Source organism: Neolewinella lacunae (assembly GCF_014349155.1).
Taxonomy (GTDB): Bacteria; Bacteroidota; Bacteroidia; order Chitinophagales; family Saprospiraceae; genus Neolewinella; species Neolewinella lacunae.
The window spans coordinates 274,386-293,571 of sequence record NZ_JACSIT010000141.1; the positions used below are offsets into that span (position 1 = coordinate 274,386).

A 19,186-nucleotide genomic window follows, 5' to 3' on the forward strand; every position below is an offset into this window, starting at 1 on the left:
CTGCTCCTTATTCCCCAACTATTGCACCTGCGACCGCGCAAAAAACTACTTGCCCGCCAATTCTCCCGGCCGCAATCCCAGCGCCCAGTCTTCGAGTTCCCGCATTCTGGCGCTTTCCAGATCGGATTTATCGCCCTGCCCGCAGAGGTGGAGGATGCCGTGGATGATGACGCGGTGCAGCTCATCGGGGTAGGCGAGGCCGAGTTCGCGGGCATTTTCGGCTACGCGCTCGGTGGAGATGAACAGGTCTCCGCCGACGACCGGAAAGTGCTCGTAGGGAAAAGTGATGATGTCCGTCAGGGTATCGTGGCCGAGGTACTCGACGTTGAGTTGGTGCAGGTATTCATCACCACAAAAAATGTAGTTGATGGCCCCGGCCTGGCCGCCCCGTGCGCTGATGATCTCCAGAATCCAATCCTGGAGCTTGCTTTCTTCGGCCTCGGAAAGCGGGGTTCCGCCCTCTTCGACGTGGAACAGGATTTCGTGCTCCACTACTTAAGCTTGAACTGCATCTCCACGGTGCTGCCGCCGTTAATGTAGCGCATCTTATCGCAAAGCTGGTTCATCAGGAAGACGCCGCGGCCGCCGCACTCACAGATCCGCTCGGGGGAAGTGGGGTCGGGGATTTGCCGGTAGTCGAAGCCGCAGCCTTGGTCAGTCACCCGGATGGCGAGGCCACTGCGGGTCTGGGCCAGGCGGATGCTGACGGTTTTGGTGCGATCTTGCTTATTGCCGTGGATGATGGCGTTGGTGACGGCCTCGGTGAGGCTGAGCATCAGGCTGGCGTGCTTCTCCTGGTCGAGCTTGAAGCGGTCGGCGATCTGATCTACGTATTTTTCTACCTTACTTATGTTGCTTGGATCGGAAACGAGAGTTAGCATAAGCGAGAAAGCGGTTTGATTCTGACGTTTGAGGAAGGCGGATAAGAGCAAGAACATTTCTACCCGGTGAAAAGGTTGTAACGCGCTGGCAACCAAATAAAAAGACGTGACCGGGAAGCATTGGTCACGCCCGGTGGCCACCTTTAACACTGACTGGAGGGCCAGCGGGCGCGTTGTCCCCTGACCTAATACGCGGTTAAATTAAGGGTGTTCACGCAGGTACGAAAATAAAAATGTCCGTTTTTATCCTCCACCGTTAAAAAAGCGTTAAAACGGGGGCCTACTCTCCGCGCAGGGAGCGGAAATACTCGTCGACGAGGCCCTGGAAGTAGGGGTTCAACTCCGGGGTAACGCGTTTGAACATTTCGATTTCGGCCTTGCGCTGCTTGAGGTAAGCTTCGAGGCTGGGGGGGATTTCGCGGCGGCGCTGTTGGGCGGTTTCTGACTTACGCTTTTCGTCCATCTCCTGCTCGCGTTCGGCGCGCTCGTGGTCGAGCATTTTGCTGAGGATGTCCTGCTGGCGGTTCATCATTTCGTTGGTGAGGCGCTTATTGACGAGGTCTTCTTCGGCTTCGTTCATCTGGTCGATGAGTTCCTGGAGGGCGGGGTCGGTGCCTTTGCCTTCCTGCTGGCGGGCTTTTTGTTTGGCTTCGAGGGCTTTGCGCAGGGCAGCCTGGCGGGCGGCCATCTCGGCAAACTCTTTGGCGGAGCCGCCTTTGCCGTCTTTACCGTCCTTGGCTTTTTCGAGGCCTTCCTTCATGCCTTCCATGGCATCGTTGAGGCTGCGCTGCCCGTCGCTGCCGGGGTTGGAACTGGGCTTGCCGGGCTTGTTGCCCTTGCCTTCGCCGGGGTTTTCGCACTGCTGGTCGCCAGCCATCATGCCCGCCATCTGTTGCTGCATGTTTTCCATGCTTTCGTTGAGCATCAGGGCCAGGTCGTTCAGGCCCGTCATCGCGCGCTGCTGCAGGTTTGCGGCCTGGGGGGTGTGGCGCTCCTCCAGCTCATCGATGGAACTGGCGAGGTTGCCCTTGATTTCGGTTACTTTCTCGGTGATGAAGGTTTCGATCTGGAAATTGCGCTTGGCCAGGGCGTTGAGGGAGTCCCGGACCAGCTCAAAGTCGTTGTTGATCTTAAACTGGTTTTGCACCAGCTCTACGTAGCGGGGGGTATTGACGGTGGTCCGGTTGAGTTGGTCCATCACCTCTTCCTGGTCGAAACTCAGGTCAACGATGTTTTCCAGCAGCTGCCGCAGGGCGTCCATGTCTTCCTCGGCCTGTTCCTGCTGCATGCTTTGCATCATGGCGTCCATGGACTCGGCCATTTCCTTCATCTTCTTGCTGGCCTTTTTTTGCTTCTGGGCAGCGCCTTTGTTGTCTTGCTTTTTGAGATCCTGCCCGGCTTTCTCCATTTCCTCCTTGACCTCTTCCTGGGACTCTTCCTGGGTATCGAGTTCCATGGGTTTTTCCAGGGCTTCGTTTTTCTCCTCCATCTGCTCCATCTTTTCCTGGAGCGCTTCGAATTCTTCTTTGATCTCTTGCTGCTTTTCCTGGAGTTCTTCCTGGGGCGTATCGCCTTTTTCAGTTTCTTCCGCCAGTTTTTCCTCCTCTTCGGCGAGTTCTTCCAGCTTCTCGATGGCGTCCTTCATGTCTTTTTCCAGTTCCAGCTGTTTGAAGAGTTCCAGCATCCGGTCCAGTTCGGCTTCGGTTTGCTCGTCCGAAAGTTCCATGTCTTCCATCTTCTTCAGGGCCTCGTCTTTTTCGAGTTCCTGCATCAGCTCCTGGATCTGCTGCATAAGTTCCTGCATTTCCTGATCGATGGATTCCTCGAACATTTTCTGGAGTTGCTCCTGCTTTTGGAGGATTTGCTCGTCTTGCTGAGACTCCTGTTCGTTTTTCAGGTTTTCCTCGAAGGCTTCCTGGGCTTCATTGATTTGCTTCTGGACTTCCTGCTGGCGCTCGGCCAGTTTCTCCAGTTCCTTGCGCATTTTCCAGTCCAGTTCTTTTTCCTGAAGCATCTTTTCGCGGAGCTCTTTGGTGTCCTGCTTCAGGTCTTTGGTAGCTTCGAGGGCTTTTTTGAGTTCGTCCTTAATTTTGTTGTCGTTGCTTTCGGCTTGTTCTTCCAGCTCTTCCTTGCTGGGGTTACGGAAGGCCATGACGCCGGTGCGGGCGCTTTTGGCACCGTTGACGCCATCGTTGTCGTAGACTTCGAAGTAGTAAGAAAGCTCATCGCCGGGCTTGAGCGCCAGGTCGGAGGCCAGGTCCCACACGTGGTCGTAGCGGGTTTGTTTGCCGGCGGGACCGCTGATGGCCAGGCGCTGCTCTTCCCCTTCGGCGCCGGTTTCGCCGTCGGTGAGGCGGTAGACGAAATTGATCTTGCTCACGCCGTAGTCGTCGGAGGCTTCGCCGGCGAAGAAGAGGAGCTTCTCGTCGGTGCTGTCGCGGAAGGTCTCGACACTGATCTGTGGGTAGAGATCGGGGATGACGGCCAGGCTGTAGCTGACGGAATCGGCCAGCGGCAGGCGCTCGTTGCCGATGTAGAGCGTGTAGCGGTCGTTTTTGAGGGCCCGCTTATCGAAGCTGTAGAGGTTGCTGCCGTCGCGGCGCATCTCCGTCACGGTGTTTTCGTTGGTAAACCGGAGGTCTACGTGGTCGGTATTTTCGGTATCGAAAGACCATTTGATCTGGGTACCGGCCGGTACGGTCAGGTCACCGATGTTGGCCAACTCCTCGTCCTGCCGGCCCAGGTAGGCGGGGTAGTCGAGCGCAACGGTAAATGCGGCGATGTTGGGCTTGGGCAGCACGGCCAAGGTAAACTCGGGGCTTTCCACCGGTCCGGCGCTCAGGGCAAAGGGGGTGTCTTCCTGTACATTGCTGAACAGGTAGGTGAAGGTGTTGGCATTCTCTTTTTGCAGGCGGTAGCGGTAGCCGTCTACTTCGATGTAGGCTTCGGCGGGGAGGACGTCGCCTTCCACTTTGACGGTCAGGGGGAAATCGCCATACTGGATCACCTCCAGGTCGGGGTTGTTTTCCAGCGTGAAGGTGAAGGGAGCCGGTCGGGTGAAGGTATCGTTGTTGCGCAGCAGACGGTTGGTACTGTCTTTGATGAGGCTGGGCGCGGCGAAGAGCAAAACGATGAGCAACAGCAGCGGGGGCAGGGCGAACTTTAAGTAACGCCGGTTCTGGCTCAGGTCAATGGCGGACCGGAAGGGAACGGGGCTGATCTCGGCCGACTTCTGGTCGATGGAAGCCAGCAGCAGACTGGTGTCGGCGGCCTCATCGGCCTGGCGGCGGAGCTGCAGCACGTTGAGCAACTTGTCTTTCACGTTGGTGAAGTGCTTGCCGATGATGTCCGCCGCTTTCTCGTGGCTGATCACCTGGCCCAGGCGGAAGTAGCGCGCCAGCGGCAACAGCACCCAGCCCCCGAAGGCCAGCAAACTCAGGCCAACGAAGCCGTAAAACATGAGTTTCCGCGCCGCAGTACCAAAGTAGAACTGCGATTCGAGCAAACTCACCAGCAGAAAAAGCGCCAGCACCAGGCCGACGGTATAAAGCAAACCACGGATCACACCATTGATGTAGTATTTCCGGATAAACTCATCGAGCTTAGTGATCAACTGGTCGTAGTGATGGGATACTTGGGGCATAAGAGAAAGCTTCTAACACGGGAAAAAAACAAAATCCAGGTTCGCTTCGGCAAAAAGCACCAAACGAACCCCAAAATAAGCAAAAGAAATCAGACCTGCTTAGGTTGTGTAATAACGGCCGGGGAGCGGATAAAATTTTCGGGGCGACTAGCGCTGGGCGGACACTTTCCGCAGCTTTAATTCTGCCCCTCAGGCTTTGCGCCGCAAGGCCAGCCACACCAGCAGCAAAGCGTAGAGGCCCGCCACGAGGAAGGAAAGGAAAGGCTCGGTGATGCCTACCTTGGCGAGTAAAAAGTCGGCCGTCTTCTGGGCCAGCAGAATAGCGATGAGCCAGGCGGCCAGGTTTTGCCACCGGGTATTGACGTGCACCCCGAGCAAAGCCCGGTCGTTGCCCATCACCAGGGCCAGGCCCGCCACGAAGGGCAGCAGTAATCCGTTGGCCACCTGGGCCGCGAAGATGACGGTGATGATGTCGAGCTCCAGCAAGCCCACCACCACCCCGGCCCCCAGGACCGTCAGCCAGGTGGCCCGAAACCAGGAGGAACGGACGCCCAGGCGTTCGGCGTCCCCCAGCGCCAGGAGTTCGCGTCCGGCCAATGCCGCCGCGTAAGGTGCGGTGATGGCCGAACTGAAGCCAGCGGCGAAAAGACCAAAGCCCAGCACTACATTGCCCTTATCCCCCAACCTTGCATCCAGCGTCCGCGCCAAATCCGCAAACGTGGTGAAAGAACTGGCCAGGCTGCCCACCAGTATGATGCCCAGCGTGATGAGCGCGCCAACGCCGAAAGAAAGCCCCAGCCCCAGCCGCATTTCCGACAGCTGCTGCCCCCGCCCGAGCCCCGCCGCCAGGAAAAAATTGTAGGGTACGATGGTCGTGCCCAACAGGGCCAGGACGGTACTGACCTGAATCCCCCCCTGCCCCGTAAGCCGCTCCCCGCCCAGCACCAGCCCGCCGGCCGTCAGCAAAAAACACAAGCCGAGCAAAGCCACCACCCCCGCCAGCGCCCGCGCAATGCCCCGCGCCTCCCCCGGCCAAAGCAACACAGCGGCCACCAAACCGAGGGAAATGACCAGCCAGCGCCCGGCGGCAGGGAACAACAACTGCACGCCCCCCAGCGCCCCCAGCAAATTGCCCGCCTGGTAGGCCACACAACCCAAAAACACCGCCCCGAAACACAGCAGCGCCAGCCATTTGCCGCGCTCGCCCAGGATTTGCCCCAGCGAGCGGCCACTGACCAGCGTCAGCCGCGCCACCATCTCCAGCAAGACAAAACCCGCGCCCGCCGCCAGCAGGACAAAGCCCGTATAGTGCCAGCCGCCTTCGCTGCCCGCCCGCGCGGCGGTGGTGACCGTGCCCGGACCAATAAAAGCGGCCGCAATCAAAGACCAAAGCAGGGCACGCGACCATGAGGATGTTTTCAACTTCCGGGAATTTAAACGGTTGGCAAGAGGAACGCCCAAGATAGCGCTTCCCCCTTCTCCTTTTCCCAAGCTCTTCCCCCGATGGTCCTCCTGCTCCACACCCTCATCGAAGGCCTCATCGGCCTGCTCTTCCTGTTCTTTCCCGCCTGGGTCCAACGTTTGCCCGGCCTGGGAGCGGGCAGCGGCGAGAGTTTTCTGCTGGTGACCAAAATGTACGGCCTGGCGGCGCTGCTGCTGGCACTGCTTTCTTTCCTGGCCTGGCGCAAATCGGCCAGTCCGCAGTTTGTCTTGACCATTACAGGACTACTCACCGCTTTCCACCTGGGCATGGCCCTAGTGCAAGGACTCTACAACCCCGACGTCCGGGCGATGCTTTCCCACTTTTTGTTGGTGGTCTTACTGGGCGCGCAGTTTACCCGCCTGCGCAAGCAAAGCTGGGCTGAGGAAAGCAAATAATCTTCCGGATGCTACGGCAGGAAGCGGCCGCTACGGAATTTAAAAAGGAACCGGGTACATCCCATCTTTTCCCAGCGTACAACCGCGCCTTAACATTTGCAAATTTTTCAGGCAGCTTTTTCCACCGTTTTATCCACAGGCAATAATGGGGTGCCCGGACGGAAACGATGGTTGAGCCAAACGACGGTACCCACCAGCAGAATTGCCCCCAGCTGGTGGGCTACGCCGAGGCCTACGGGCACCTGTCCCTGGCTACTCACCACGGTGGCAATTCCGAGAAGTACCTGAGTTATCAACAGGATTATCAACAGGGTGTGAACTTTGCTTAATTCCCGCCACAAGCCCGCCCGGAATACCTGAAAAAGGTAAGCAAATACAATGATTACCAGGGCATAAGCCGTGAGTCGGTGCAAGAACTGGATTAAGGCCGGTTGAAACAAAGTGGCCTCGTAATACACCATGTTTTCCACAGTCCACATCCCCGCATCCTTCAGAACCGGTGGAATAAAATGACCGTTCATATCCGGCCAGGTTGGGAAGGGCAAAGCCGCCTTGGCCCCACTCATGATTCCCCCCAGAATCAGCTGTGCAGCCAGTACGATATTGAGGGGCCAAATCCACTTTTCCACGCGGGTATGTGGAAAAGTCCGGCCCTGTGGGTAGTTCACTTTGAGGATTGTCCACAATAAGTAGGAAAAGAGCAAAATGCCCAGACTGAGATGAATGGTGAGCTTGTAGGCATTGACCCAGGGCCGGTCGATGAGGCCGCTGGCCACCATGATCCACCCGAAGCTGGCGGCCAGGGCGGCCAGGAGGACCACCACGCCCAGGCGACGCATGAGCGGCCCACCGAGCCACCCTTTGCGCCAGAACACTACGAAGCCCACCGCAAAGACCAGGCCCATGAAACGCGCCCACTGCCGGTGAAACCACTCCCAGAAGTAAATGAACTTGAAATCGTCCATGCTGATGTCGGCAAAGATCTTCTCAAACTGGGGGCTGGCCCGGTACTTCTCAAACTCGCTCTGCCAATCGGCCGCATTCATGGGCGGCATCGCCCCGCTCAGGGGTTTCCACTCGGTGATGGAAAGGCCCGATTCCGTCAGGCGTGTGATGCCCCCAATGACGATCTGCCCCACGACCATGACCAGGCCCACCAGCAGCCAGAGCCGGACCGGCCGGGGGTAACGGCTGGGGGCCGCCCCGATTCTTGTGCCGCCGAAAGTTTTCACTTCACCCATCTCTTAATAGTTATTAATACTTTTTTAAAATTTAAATCCTATTGTCATCATCAGGCCTGTGGAAAGGGGGAGAACTCGTCGGCGCAAGGCTTGCGTAAATCATTCCACACATTTTAGACCCGGATTTCCACGCATTTTCAACAGCGAAAAGTGAGGAAGGATGCGCTTTTGCAAAATTATCCACAGCGTGGGGAATCCTTCTCCACCGCATAACTTTTTGGGGGGCGGGTGGGGAATTTTGACGCTTACCTGTCAGTATGCCGTGGATTCCCGACGCAGCAAAATGTGGAAATGTGGAAAAAGGGCCCCTTGGGCGCGGCCGCAGGTGCCGGGCTGTGGATAAGGGGCAATGTTTCCACGCTTTTCCCCATCTTAGCTGTGGAAATCAGTCGATCATAACCATCAGGTTTACAATGCCTTTACGTATGCTTAATCTTGCCCCTGTGGAGAACTTCCGGCGGCTTTGGCCCCAACTTAGTACGGTTTGCGTCCTGCTCATCCTGTTTTGGGGCGCTGGGCTGGGGGCACAAGACTGGGCGGAGCGGGCCTGGGAGGCCAGCTGGATCACCCACCCCACGGCGCCGTCACGCGAGTTTGCCGTGTTGCACTTCCGCCGCACTTTTTCGCTGGAGGCCGTCCCGGACTCCCTCCCCGTCCTCGTCTCCGCCGATAACCGTTACCAACTCTTCGTCAACGGCCGGCGCGTCGGCGAAGGACCCGCCCGCGGTGATCTCCTTCACTGGCGCTACGAGACCTACGATCTGGGCCCCTACTTGCAACCGGGCAATAACGTCATTGCCGCCCAGGTGTGGAACTACGGCGTGGACGGACCCTGGAGCCAGCACAGCTACCGCACGGCTTTTGTCCTGCAGCCCACCTCGCCTGCGTTCGCCGGATTGCGTACCGATGGCCAGTGGCGGAGCTACCACAACAGCGCCTATTCCCCGCTCACCGGGGCCCGTGAACGGCTCCGTACCTACCTCGTGGTTGGCCCCCAGTTGCGCATCGCTGGGGACCAATTTCCGTGGAACTGGGAAAGGCAGGATTATGCCGACTCCCACTGGGCCCCCGCTAAAACCCTCCTCAAAGCGGCACCCGCCGGACTGGGCAGCGAATTTTACTGGGCCCTGGTCCCCCGGCAGATTCCGCTCATCACCCGCCAGCCGCTGCCTCTTCCCGGCGTGGTACGCAGCGGCCAGCGCCAGACCTTCGGTCAGGAACCGTACCAGCTGCCCGCCGGTACTACCGATACGCTATTGCTCGACTTCGGCCAGCTGGAAAACTTCTTCTTCAACTTCAGCACCACCGGCGGAAAAGGCGCCCGCCTGCGCATCACCTACGCCGAAAGCCTGATCGATAAGGCGGGACGAAAAGGCCAGCGCGACGCCACCCAAGGCAAAACAATGCATGGGGTCTACGACGAATTTATCCTCGACGGCGGAGCGAAGCGGAGTTATTCCACCCCCTGGTTCCGCACCGCCCGTTACGTGGAAGTCATCATCGATAACCCTTCCGAAGCGCTGTCTTTCCAACTGGCCCCCGCCGAGTCTTTTGCCTACCCCTTCACCGAACGCGGCAGCTTCAAAACCGCCGCCAATGCGCTGCGGGCGGAAGACATCTGGCGCGTAGGCTGGCAAACCGCCCGCATGTGTGCCCAGGAAACTTACGTCGATTGCCCCTACTACGAACAGCTGCAGTACGCGGGCGACACCCGCATCCAGGCCCTCATCAGCCTCTACGTTGCGGGAGACGATCGCCTGATGCGCAAAGCCATCTTACTCTTTGACCAAAGCCGCACCAGCGACGGACTCACCCAGAGCCGCTACCCGTCCAATGTCCTCCAAATCATCCCACCCTATTCCCTGTCCTGGATTGAAATGGTGGGCGACTACTGGATGCACCGCCCCGATACGAGCTTTGTCCAAGACCGCCTTGAGGGGGTCCACGCCGTACTCAACTGGTACCACCAACAACTGCTGCCCAACGGCCTGGTGGGGCCTACGGATTACTGGAACTTCGTTGACTGGACCCCGGAATGGCCCTGGAGCGAGTCCCTCCGCGCGGGCGGTGTCCCCGATCTCGAAGGCGGCTCCAGCATCATTAGTTTGCAGTACGCCCTGGCCCTCCGGACGGCGGCAAAGCTCTGTGCTTACTTCGACGCGCCCGACTTTGCCGGTACGTACAGCGCCCGGGCAGAGCGCATCATCCAGGCCGTTTCCCAACACTGCTGGAATGCCGAGCGAAGACTGTTCAGCGATACGCCCGCCGGTACCACTTACAGCCAGCACGCCAATATCCTGGCTTTGTTGACGGACCTGGCACCTGCGCCCGCGCCCCAAACGCCCACCAGCCTCCAGAATTTTCAGGAAGCCCTGCTGGAAAAAACCCTCACCTCACCAGGTTTGGCCCAGGTTTCGGAGTACTTCCGCTTCTACCTCATCCAGGCCCTTTACCACACGGGCAACGGCCACCGCTACCCCGAACAACTGGATATTTGGGCGCGCTACCTCGATCAGGGCTTCACCACCTTCCCCGAAAAAGGCGGCGAGACCCGCTCGGATTGCCACGCCTGGAGCGCCAGCCCGAACTACGATTTGCTGGCCACCTTCGCCGGTATTCGCCCCGCCAGCCCAGGGTTTGCGGAAGTATCCATCCAGCCCGCCCTGGCCCCCTTCGCCTACGAAGCCGTAGTCGCCCACCCCCAGGGCGTAGTCCGGCTAAGCGCCAACCCAGACGAAAAAAACGTACACTTCGAGATCGAATTACCCCAGGGAGTAACGGGCACCTTCTCTCTCGGCAGCCAAGAAAAGTCCCTCACCGGTGGGATCAACAAAATCAGCGTCCAGCGGGAATAAGGCCATCAACGGATTCCCTCAACGCGGATGGTTTCGCCTTCCTTTTGTAAGCGCGTAAAATCTTTAAGGTTATCCGTATAAATGACTTCGGCACCTCCTTTCAAAGCTGCCTGGTAGTGTAGTGCATCGTAGATGACGGCACCAGTTAAGTTCAACTCTTCGCAGCGTCTGATAGCGGCTTCGTAGTCGGCCCTATACAGTTCGACGACGGTGAGTAGCCTGCCAATGCCGTTGATAATTGCTTCAGCTGCAGCCGCTGGAGGCAGATGGATTCCAAAACTGGTCGGTTTTGAAATGTTTCTATACAATTCCGCAAAAGCATGCGTGGTTGTGGTAAGTGCGGTGCCTCCTTCTACTGAAAGCTGTAAGCGAGCCTTCGCTTTTTCGTGAAGCTCGTGTTTAGTAATCAAAGCAGCTAAAAGGACGGTGGTATCGAAGTAGCTAATCATTGAGACCCAAAAGTTGTAGGCCGCGTTCTTCGTAGCCAGTGTTGATGAATTCTTTTAAGTTAAAATTCACGACGCTCGGATCAGGATAAACGATGACCGGCCACCCCCATGGAGTGTACTCTACGTGTGGGAGCACTTCGGGGACGAGCTTGAAGAAAAGCGAATGGGTGCTGTCGTCCATTTCAATTTCGAAAACGGAGCCTGCCTCGATGCCCCCCGCCTCCCGCAGCTTTTTCGGAATCAAAATCCTGCCAAATTTATCAACGGTAACTTTCATGGCCACTAAATTTTGCCAAATAAACGAAAAATTGGCAAAACAAGTTGCTAGCGGAGGAGGGTTAAATCTCCCCCATATTCTTGCACGGTGCCATTGACGAAGCGGACCCGCGCGGCGTACACAAAAACCGCCGGATTTACGGGCCGCCCGTCCACCAGTCCGTCCCAACCCAGGCTGGGTTCGTTGGGCAAGAAATTTTCGTTTTCAAAGACCAGTCCACCCCAGCGATCGTAAATGCGCAGCGACTCGATTTCGGCCACGGCCCGCCCCCCGAAGATGGTAAAGCCGTCGTTGACGCCGTCGCCGTTCGGGCTGAAAGCGTTGGGCACGTAGAGCGGCCGATCGGCCACCACGGCCACTTCCACCGTGGCGCTATCGCGGCAGCCAGCGGCGTTGGTGCCGATGACGGTATATAAGGTAGTGGTGAAAGGTCCGGCGCTGACGCGGGTGCAGGGCGGGTCGAGACAGCGTAGGGAGTCCGGGCCCCACTGGTAACGGACTGGATCGTAGTTGCTCACCACCCGCAGGATGGTATCGAAGCCGAGGAAAATGCGGACGTCATTGCCCGGGTCAATGATGAATTCCACGGGCTGGTTCAGCCTCCCGTCGAGGGAGTCGAGGCAGCCGTTGGCGTCCATCACATAAAGGCGGTAATCGCCCGCCAGCAGATTGCCCAGCAGCGGATCGGCCTGGAAGCTGCTGCCGTCCGCAGAGTAGGTATAGTCCGGTGTACCCCCCGTCGCGGAAAGCAGGAACGAACCGGTTGGTTCTTCAAAACAGGTCAGGTCAGTAGCTTGCTCCAGGACGGGAAAAATCTCGTTGGGCTCGTTGATGGTGACGCTAGCGGAGCGGACGCAGCCGTTCTGGTCGGTCAGGCTGATGGTGTAGGGTCCGGGCGGAAGATCGGTGCGCAGGGTGTCGGCGCTGCTGCCGTCAGACCAGGCGTAGGTGTAAGATGGCCGCCCGCCGCCGGTGAGCACTAAGATGCTGCCGTCGTCGGCCCCGAAGCAACTGATGTCAGTAGCGGCCGGAGCAACGGTGATGGGCGTCGGCTCGGTCAGTTCTACCGTGAAATTGCCCAGGCAGCCGTCGGCGTCGCGTGCGTTTACGGTGTAAGTACCCGCAACGAGACCCGCCTGGACGTTGCTGGCCTGAAAGCCCTGGCCCAGGTTGAAATCATATTCGTAGCCGGGCCGCCCGTTGGCGAGCTGGATCTCGATACGGCCGTTGGCATCGCCGTTGCAAATGGGTTCGGTGAATACCGGCGCGCCTTGGACCAGCCCCAGTTCGAGCTCATCTACGTCAATGGCCTGGTCCACCAGGCAGCCGTTGGCGTCGCGGGCTACGACGTTGACGGTAGAGACCGGCAGGTTGTTCAAGACGTTGTTTCCGCTGAAGGCTCCACCGTTGAAGCTGTATTCGTAAGGCCCCAGCCCCCCCGCCAGCACGGTGAAGGTGAGCGATCCGTTGGTCCCTCCGGCACAGTCGGGCATCCCAATCAAGGTATCAAATCGGAAAGCGGGCGGGCCACCGACGGTGTAGGTAAAAACTTCTTCGCAGCCCGAGACGTCGCTGACCGTAACGGTGTAATCCCCCAGACCCAGGTTGTTCAGGTCTTCGGTCATCGCCCCATTGCTCCAGTTGAAGGCCAGGGTGGTGGGCGAAAAACTGCTCGTGGCCGTCAGGTCAATAGCCCCCGTAATGTCGTTGGGGCAAACCACGTCGCTGATCTGGGCCGTGCCCGTAAACTGACCGTCGCAGCATATGACGTTGACTTCCCGCTGGCTCAGGATTTCGCGGCACTCCCGCGAAGTTTCGATGACCAGCTCCACGGCCGGGTTGCCGGGGGCACCGAAAACGACGGAGTGGGGGCCGGGGCCGCTGGCCGTCCGGGGCGTAGCCGTGGGGCCGAAGTTCCATTCCCGGGAAACGATCTGATCGACGGAGGTAGACCGGTCCTCAAAGACCAGGGCATCACCCACGCAGACTTCGGCGCTGCTGAAAGAGAACGCCGCCTCGGGCCCCACGAAAGTCCCCGTCCCACCGAACTCGATGGAAAAGCCGTCGCCCGAAGCCGAAAAATTGAAAATCACCAGGGCATAGCTCCGCCCGGCTACCATGTCAATGGACCGGACAAAATTGTTGTTTCCCGGCTGGCAACCACAGCTTTCGGAGGTGTCGGGGTCGGCATCGCTCATTCCTGTGGGGCCCAGACAGGGCAGGTTGAGGTTATCGGCCTGGCCCCCGGTTTCGCCGGAGTACATACAGCGTAGGGTTTGGCGGGCGCCGCAGTCGTCAATGCCGTTGGTCAGTTCATAGACGGCAAAGTCGATGTCTTCGTTGATGGCTGCGCCGAGGGGGGTGATGACGAAAGAGAGGGTGCCGGGCTGGTCGCAGGTCCAGCGGTACCAGGCAGAATTGTCTTCGGTCGGCCGGCAGTTGTTGTCCACACAGCCGTTGGCCTGGAGGTCATCCCGCACCGTCCCGTTGCCACTCAAAAAGGCAACACTGAAGGGAGACTTATCGCAAAGAATTACGCCCGTAGCGCAGTCGCTGTTGGGGTCGGGCACGGCGTCGAACTGGTCAATACAAAGCTCAAAAGTGCCTTCGTTGCCGTTGCGGGCCCCTACGAGCAGGAAGTAGGTTTCGCCCACGATGAGGTTGGTGGCAATGGCGTTGATGCCATTGAGGTTTTGGAAAGGGGACTTACAGACGATGACGTCATCGCGGGTAATGTCCGCACACGGGCCGCTGTACAGGGTCATTTGCGGAGAGACGATGGATCCCCGTACGTTGCCTGGAATGTTTCCATTTACCCGGATGTTGGCCGAGTTGCGTTGGGCTACGAAGGAGAACCAGACGTCGTGCATTTCATTCGGCTCACTGATGCAGATACCGTAATTATTGGCCTGCGCACCGGTGAAAGACGTAGTAGCGCCGGTGTTGGATAGTGCACCGGGGCCAGAGCAGTAATTCAGTACCGGGGGCAGGGCCAGGGCGTTACTGCACTCGTCATTTGCCCGTTGCGCGGCCAGGGGAGTGGCCAGGCCCAAGAGCAGAAGCACCAAAAGGTAAAATGATCGCATTGTTTCGGGGCGGTATTATCTGGGGAGTGAAAGGGATGTATTTGTCGGTACCGCCAACTGTCGAGTAGAGCAGCCAGGCGGAAAGCGCAGGGGTAAAACAGAAAAACAGACTACTTCGGTACGTTAAAACGTTGGCAAATTACCGACGAATCACCGGCTTTACGGGTTTCATAACAGTTCCGCACGCTTTTTGCTGACAAAAGGGAAAAGGACCACTACCTTGTCCTTCCCGGCGGGAAAAAAACAAGCCACCCTCATCCGTGTTCAGCAAATCACAAATTCCCAACCTCATCACGCTGCTCAACCTCTTCTGTGGTTGTGCGGCCATCATCAGTGTGCTCGATCAGCAGTTCGTTGCCGCGTTCTGGTTTCTGTTTGCGGCGGGCTGGTTCGACTTCGGCGATGGGCTGGCGGCCCGCCTGCTCGGGGTATCGAGTGAGCACGGCAAAGAGCTCGACAGTTTGGCGGATATGGTTTCCTTCGGGGCGGTGCCCGGCGTCATTTACTATACTTTGCTCTTCGCAGGACAAGACCCGGCACCTGCGTCCGCGCCCGCCATCGGCTGGTCCTGGTACGCCGCACCCGGGCTGGTGGTTACCTTATTTTCTGCGCTGCGCCTGGCCAAGTTCAACCTCGATACCCGGCAATCCGAAAATTTTATCGGCGTGGCCACCCCCACCAGTACCGTTTTTGCGGTGGGCCTGATGCTCATTTACGATCAGGATGCCTTCGGCTGGGCGGCCTACGTCAGTAGTCCGCTGGTGCTTTTTCCGGTCATTGCCCTGTTTTCCTACCTGCTCGTTTCGGAGCACCCCATGTTTTCTTTCAAGATCAAGGGAGCTAAGTGGGCGGGCAACGAGACGCGGATTATCTTTGCGGCCCTCGCCCTCGCCCTGCTGCTCGCCCTGCGCGCGGCAGCTTTCCCCTTCATCGTGGGCGTGTACCTGGTCATCAATTTTCTCGCGCCGCCCCCGCGCCACTAAATGCCGCATTCCATGAAATTTCTCGCCCACATCAACGTAATGCCCAAGGCCGAACTGCTCGACCCCCAGGGCAAAGTGGTTGTCAAAAACCTGCCCAACATTGGCATCGATGGCGTGACGGACGTGCGCATCGGTAAGCACATCACCATCAGCCTCGACGCCGCCAGCGCGGACGAGGCCCACGATCAGGTGGAAATGGCCTGCAGCAAATTGCTGGCCAACGTCATTATGGAAAGCTACGACTTCGTCATCGAAGAACTCTAAGCATTTCATCTGCCGCACCCGCCGCCGCGGTTTTCGGGACGCTGGGCGCGGCCGCAGGTGCGGGGAACGGACCAATGAGCGGAGGCCCCCCCCCGACCGCTCAGAACCCTGGCGCAGGCAACTTTGTTGATCCGGTATGAAAACTCCGGACAACTACAACCCCCTCACGCCAGAGGAAGAGCACGTCATTGTACACAAGGGTACGGAAATGCCCTTCGCCAATGAGTACAACAATTTTAAGGTAGACGGCGTGTACGTCTGCCGCCGCTGCGATGCGCCCCTCTACGATAGCCAGGACAAGTTCAGCAGCGGTTGCGGCTGGCCAAGTTTCGACGACGAAATTGCCGGGGCCATTGATAAGGTGCGCGACCGCGACGGCCGGCGGGTAGAAATCCTTTGCCACAACTGCGGCGGGCACCTTGGCCACGTCTTTGAAGGTGAGCGCTTCACCCCCAAGGACACCCGCCACTGCGTCAACAGCCTCTCCATCCGCTTCATCCCCCGCGCCAAATTCGAGGCCCAAAGCGAAAACCCGGCCTGAAGGGCCACCCTCTACCTGGCCAGTGGTTGCTTTTGGGGGCGGGAGTATCACCTCCGGCAACTCCCCGGCGTGGTGAACACCCGGGTGGGCTTCGCTGGCGGGCACCTGCCCCACCCCACCTACCGCCAGGTCTGTACCAAAACCACCGGCCACGCTGAAACGGTGGAGGTAACCTACGACATCCGTACGCTTAGCACGGCGGACCTCCTGACCGAGTTCTTTGCCCTCCACGACGCTACCCGCAACCGCCAGGATCGCGGCGGGCAATACCGCTCGGCCATTTTCGTGCTGGCCGGTGACTCCGCCGGCCCGGAGCAACTGCAGACGGCCGAAGCCAGCGTCGAAAAACTGCGACAGAAGGGCTACGCCGTACAGACCCAAATAGCGGAAATCACGGCCTTCTACCCCGCCGAATCCCGCCACCAACAGTACTGTTCGGCCCGGGGAATCGCGCCCGAAAGACGGGATGCGGAGGAAATTCGAAAAATTTTAACATTTAAATAAGGCAGTTTTTCCCTTAAAGGTCACTTGCGGTTTTTCCTAATGTTTATTCCGTTGGTGGCATCTCCACCGATGGAAATAGGGAGAAAATTTCGTTTTCGGTAGATTTTGCCCGTCTGGAGCCTGAATCGCGAAATCGGCAAAAGCCCGAAAAACGGGGCCGGAGGGCCTGACAAACAGGTCATTAGGGCCCAAAGCCTTGACCCGTGGCACCAGATGCCAGTATCTTTGCGGGAGCTAAGGAACGGGGAAACCCTTTCTGGCGACTGTTTTTTCTCATCCGTACCCCAGATGATACCCCACGACAAGCTGACCGAAGAGCCGCATCCCATGAACCCGCGGCAGTGAGGCGGTCAGTAATTTTTAAACGAAATTATTTTAGATGAGCAAGCTAATGAAGTGCTTGCACCTTGCCCTTTTTGTGGCAATGGTGCTGAGCGCGCAGGCGAACTCGATAAGTACAACGGTACCTTCATCCAGCAACGACCCCGCGAACATCAGCCACCGTTTGGCTGACCTTGACCTTCCCCTCTCCACCCACGCCACCGATGCCCACTTGCGCTCCAAGCTTCAGGACTACCTGGGCACCGGCAGCCACAGCACGGAAAAAATGTTGGGCCGAGCCAGCCAGTACTTCCCCATCTTTGAGTACTACCTGGCCAAGCACGAAATGCCCGAAAGCCTGAAGTACCTGGCCGTGGCAGAATCCATGCTCGTACCCCGGGCAGTCTCTTCGGCCAGTGCGGCCGGCCTTTGGCAACTCATGCCCGCCACCGCCCGTAGCATGGGCCTCCGCGTCGACGGAACCGTTGACGAGCGCCTCGATCTCTACCGGGCTACCGAAGCTGCCGTGGTGATGCTCAAGGAACTGCACGGACAGTTTGGCGATTGGCACCTGGCACTTGCTGCCTACAATTGTGGTCCCGGCCGCGTCCGCAGGGCCATCTCCGCATCCGGCGGGCACACCTACTACCCCAAGGTAAAGCCTTACCTGCCCAGGGAGTCGCAGCAGTACGTAGCCGCCTACGTGGCCGCTGCCTACACCGTCAACTACTACGACGACTATGGCCTGACCCCCGCCGAAAATGTCAAGGAAGACGAACTGGCCGCCCTACGGGTCTACCGTCACCTTTCCCTCAACAAGCTGGCCGACGCTTGCGGCATCCCCCGCCAGCAACTGCGCAAGATGAACCCCAGCTACCTGCGGGGTTACGTACCGGCGAATGAGATCGGCTACCGCGTCCGGATCCCCCTGGAAAAGAAATGGGAAGCCAAAACCTTCATCTGGGGCCGCCCCAACCTCGTTGAAATTATGCCCCCCAACGAAACCGAGTTGGCCAGTCAGATTGTCGCCGATCTCGGCTTCAGCGCCCGCTACTGGCTGCTGGGCTGCCAGCCGGCCAACCTGCTCTCTTCCCCCTCGGTCGTCCAACTGGCCCACGAGGAGCGCTTTAACCTGGCCGTAGCCGAAAGCTACCAGGCCGTAGCGATGTTGACCACTGCCCCGTAGTGCCTCCCACGCTCCGGCGAAAATGCAAAAGGGCCGTCTTGAATCATCAAGATGGCCCTTCTGCATTTTACGGCAATGGAGCGGGCAGTTTAGTTGAACTTCTTCATGACCCGGTCCAACTGCACTTTGTTGTCGCGAGCTTTAATGGTTTCGCGCTTATCGTAGGTCTTTTTACCCTGCACCAGGGCAATTTCCAGCTTGGCAATGCCCCTCTCGTTAAGGTAGAGGCGATAGGGGACGATGGTGAATCCTTTTTCCTTGACCTTGCGTTGCCACTTTTTGAGCTCCTGCTTTTTCAGGAGGAGCTTGCGGGGCTGCCGCTCTTCGTGGTTGTGGATGTTGCCCTGCTTGTATTCGCCGATGAACACGGAGCGTACCCACATTTCGGAGCCCTGGAAGATGCAGTAGGCATCGCGCAGATTGACGTGGCCCCCGCGGATGCTCTTGATCTCGGTGCCGGATAAGACGATGCCCGCCTCGAGGGTCTCCAGGAAGGTGTAATCATGCCGCGCTTTGCGGTTAACGAATTCTGTTTTTTTCTGTTTGGCCATAAGTCCGGGTAAAAAGGGAGCGGGGTAAAGATGCTCCAAAAAAAGCTGGTAGTGTAAAATACCCAAACGTCCACTAAAGTTTCCCCGGCCTTCTTTTCAGTAGGCCTTCCAGGGCTTTAAATTGATGGCCAGCTCTACGGGGCCGGCGGCAAACCAACTGGCAACTTCGGCAAACTGCGGAGCCCGCCACTTGGAAGGAGGAACCTGGGTAAAGCCGTAGGGTTCGGTGGGAGCGCCAAAGAGGTTGGTATCCAGTTCCCCGTTGCCGTTTACGTCGTGAAAAGCAGCGAGCACGTAATGCCCCGGGGCGGGAAGTTCGAGGCTGAGGGCCATCGACTTATCGGCCACGGAATAGACGGCAGACTGGATGGGCTTTTGCTGGCTGAATCCCGTGGCGGAGTCGTAAACCGCCAGCCGGATTTGTCCGCTGGCTCCTTGCTCGGTGGTCAGGGTCAGGTGAACCTTAGGAAGAGAGGGGGGGAAGAGAAAAAACGAAATGGCGAGTAGCAAAGTCATTGTTTCATTG

At 58.3% G+C, this 19,186-nt stretch carries 17 protein-coding genes; 7 read left to right on the forward strand and 10 right to left on the reverse strand.

Features of this window, described 5'->3' with window-relative positions; genetic code table 11:
* Nucleotides 1-45: 45 nt before the first annotated feature.
* The 4 genes from ybeY to H9S92_RS16850 form a co-directional block, all read right to left on the reverse strand.
* Nucleotides 46-492, reverse strand: a complete 447-nt coding sequence (ybeY, locus tag H9S92_RS16835; protein WP_187467857.1) for an rRNA maturation RNase YbeY — start codon at nucleotides 490-492, stop codon at nucleotides 46-48.
* The gene (locus H9S92_RS16840; protein WP_187467858.1) at nucleotides 492-881 is read right to left on the reverse strand and encodes an ATP-binding protein; all 390 of its coding nucleotides are present in this window, start codon (nucleotides 879-881) and stop codon (nucleotides 492-494) included. The genes ybeY and H9S92_RS16840 overlap by 1 nt, the downstream gene beginning before the upstream one ends.
* 280 nt (nucleotides 882-1,161) lie before the next feature.
* Nucleotides 1,162-4,524, reverse strand: coding sequence for a DUF4175 family protein (locus H9S92_RS16845; protein ID WP_187467859.1), 3,363 nt, complete (start codon nucleotides 4,522-4,524; stop codon nucleotides 1,162-1,164).
* A gap of 189 nt (nucleotides 4,525-4,713) precedes the next feature.
* Nucleotides 4,714-5,946 (reverse strand): NRAMP family divalent metal transporter, encoded by a 1,233-nt coding sequence (locus tag H9S92_RS16850; RefSeq protein ID WP_187467860.1) that lies wholly within the window; start codon nucleotides 5,944-5,946, stop codon nucleotides 4,714-4,716.
* Nucleotides 5,947-6,027: 81 nt separating this feature from the next.
* Here H9S92_RS16850 and H9S92_RS16855 point away from each other — a divergent pair, with 81 nt between their 5' ends.
* Nucleotides 6,028-6,402 carry a hypothetical protein gene (locus tag H9S92_RS16855; protein ID WP_187467861.1) on the forward strand — a complete coding sequence of 125 codons (375 nt, stop codon included), beginning with the start codon at nucleotides 6,028-6,030 and terminating at the stop codon, nucleotides 6,400-6,402.
* A 107-nt stretch (nucleotides 6,403-6,509) separates the two neighbouring features.
* On the opposite strand, the gene H9S92_RS16860 is transcribed toward H9S92_RS16855, so the two are convergent.
* On the reverse strand, nucleotides 6,510-7,643 hold the full coding sequence (locus tag H9S92_RS16860) for a COX15/CtaA family protein (protein WP_187467862.1): 1,134 nt from the start codon (nucleotides 7,641-7,643) through the stop codon (nucleotides 6,510-6,512).
* A gap of 425 nt (nucleotides 7,644-8,068) precedes the next feature.
* Here H9S92_RS16860 and H9S92_RS16865 point away from each other — a divergent pair, with 425 nt between their 5' ends.
* Complete coding sequence (locus H9S92_RS16865) at nucleotides 8,069-10,498, forward strand: family 78 glycoside hydrolase catalytic domain (RefSeq protein ID WP_187467863.1); 2,430 nt, start codon at nucleotides 8,069-8,071, stop codon at nucleotides 10,496-10,498.
* A gap of 5 nt (nucleotides 10,499-10,503) precedes the next feature.
* Here the strand turns inward: H9S92_RS16865 and H9S92_RS16870 are convergent, their stop codons facing one another.
* The 3 genes from H9S92_RS16870 to H9S92_RS16880 are packed head-to-tail and all read right to left on the reverse strand — an operon-like array spanning nucleotide 10,504 to nucleotide 14,310.
* Nucleotides 10,504-10,947, reverse strand: a complete 444-nt coding sequence (locus H9S92_RS16870) for a type II toxin-antitoxin system VapC family toxin (RefSeq protein WP_187467864.1) — start codon at nucleotides 10,945-10,947, stop codon at nucleotides 10,504-10,506.
* Complete coding sequence (locus H9S92_RS16875) at nucleotides 10,940-11,224, reverse strand: AbrB/MazE/SpoVT family DNA-binding domain-containing protein (RefSeq protein WP_187467865.1); 285 nt, start codon at nucleotides 11,222-11,224, stop codon at nucleotides 10,940-10,942. Before H9S92_RS16875 ends, H9S92_RS16870 begins: the two co-directional genes overlap by 8 nt.
* Before the next feature lie 47 nt (nucleotides 11,225-11,271).
* Nucleotides 11,272-14,310 carry a T9SS type B sorting domain-containing protein gene (locus H9S92_RS16880; protein ID WP_187467866.1) on the reverse strand — a complete coding sequence of 1,013 codons (3,039 nt, stop codon included), beginning with the start codon at nucleotides 14,308-14,310 and terminating at the stop codon, nucleotides 11,272-11,274.
* Nucleotides 14,311-14,570: 260 nt separating this feature from the next.
* Between H9S92_RS16880 and H9S92_RS16885 the strand changes: the two genes are divergently transcribed.
* The 5 genes from H9S92_RS16885 to H9S92_RS16905 all read left to right on the forward strand — a co-directional run bounded on the left by H9S92_RS16885 (nucleotide 14,571) and on the right by H9S92_RS16905 (nucleotide 18,109).
* A complete protein-coding gene (locus tag H9S92_RS16885) occupies nucleotides 14,571-15,293 on the forward strand; it encodes a CDP-alcohol phosphatidyltransferase family protein (RefSeq protein ID WP_187467867.1) in 723 nt (240 codons plus the stop codon).
* Nucleotides 15,294-15,305: 12 nt separating this feature from the next.
* Nucleotides 15,306-15,557 (forward strand): phosphoribosylformylglycinamidine synthase subunit PurS, encoded by a 252-nt coding sequence (gene purS, locus H9S92_RS16890; RefSeq protein ID WP_187467868.1) that lies wholly within the window; start codon nucleotides 15,306-15,308, stop codon nucleotides 15,555-15,557.
* 136 nt (nucleotides 15,558-15,693) lie between these two features.
* Nucleotides 15,694-16,098, forward strand: coding sequence for a methionine-R-sulfoxide reductase (locus tag H9S92_RS16895; protein ID WP_187467869.1), 405 nt, complete (start codon nucleotides 15,694-15,696; stop codon nucleotides 16,096-16,098).
* 15 nt (nucleotides 16,099-16,113) lie between these two features.
* A complete protein-coding gene (gene msrA, locus H9S92_RS16900) occupies nucleotides 16,114-16,602 on the forward strand; it encodes a peptide-methionine (S)-S-oxide reductase MsrA (protein ID WP_187467942.1) in 489 nt (162 codons plus the stop codon).
* 379 nt (nucleotides 16,603-16,981) lie between these two features.
* Entirely contained in the window at nucleotides 16,982-18,109 is a 1,128-nt protein-coding gene (locus H9S92_RS16905) for a lytic transglycosylase domain-containing protein (protein WP_187467870.1), read from the forward strand.
* Between the two features lie 89 nt (nucleotides 18,110-18,198).
* On the opposite strand, the gene smpB is transcribed toward H9S92_RS16905, so the two are convergent.
* Together smpB and H9S92_RS16915 are read right to left on the reverse strand one after the other, a co-directional pair.
* Complete coding sequence (gene smpB, locus H9S92_RS16910; protein WP_187467871.1) at nucleotides 18,199-18,660, reverse strand: SsrA-binding protein SmpB; 462 nt, start codon at nucleotides 18,658-18,660, stop codon at nucleotides 18,199-18,201.
* A 96-nt stretch (nucleotides 18,661-18,756) separates the two neighbouring features.
* On the reverse strand, nucleotides 18,757-19,176 hold the full coding sequence (locus H9S92_RS16915) for a DUF2141 domain-containing protein (RefSeq protein ID WP_187467872.1): 420 nt from the start codon (nucleotides 19,174-19,176) through the stop codon (nucleotides 18,757-18,759).
* Nucleotides 19,177-19,186: the final 10 nt, after the last annotated feature.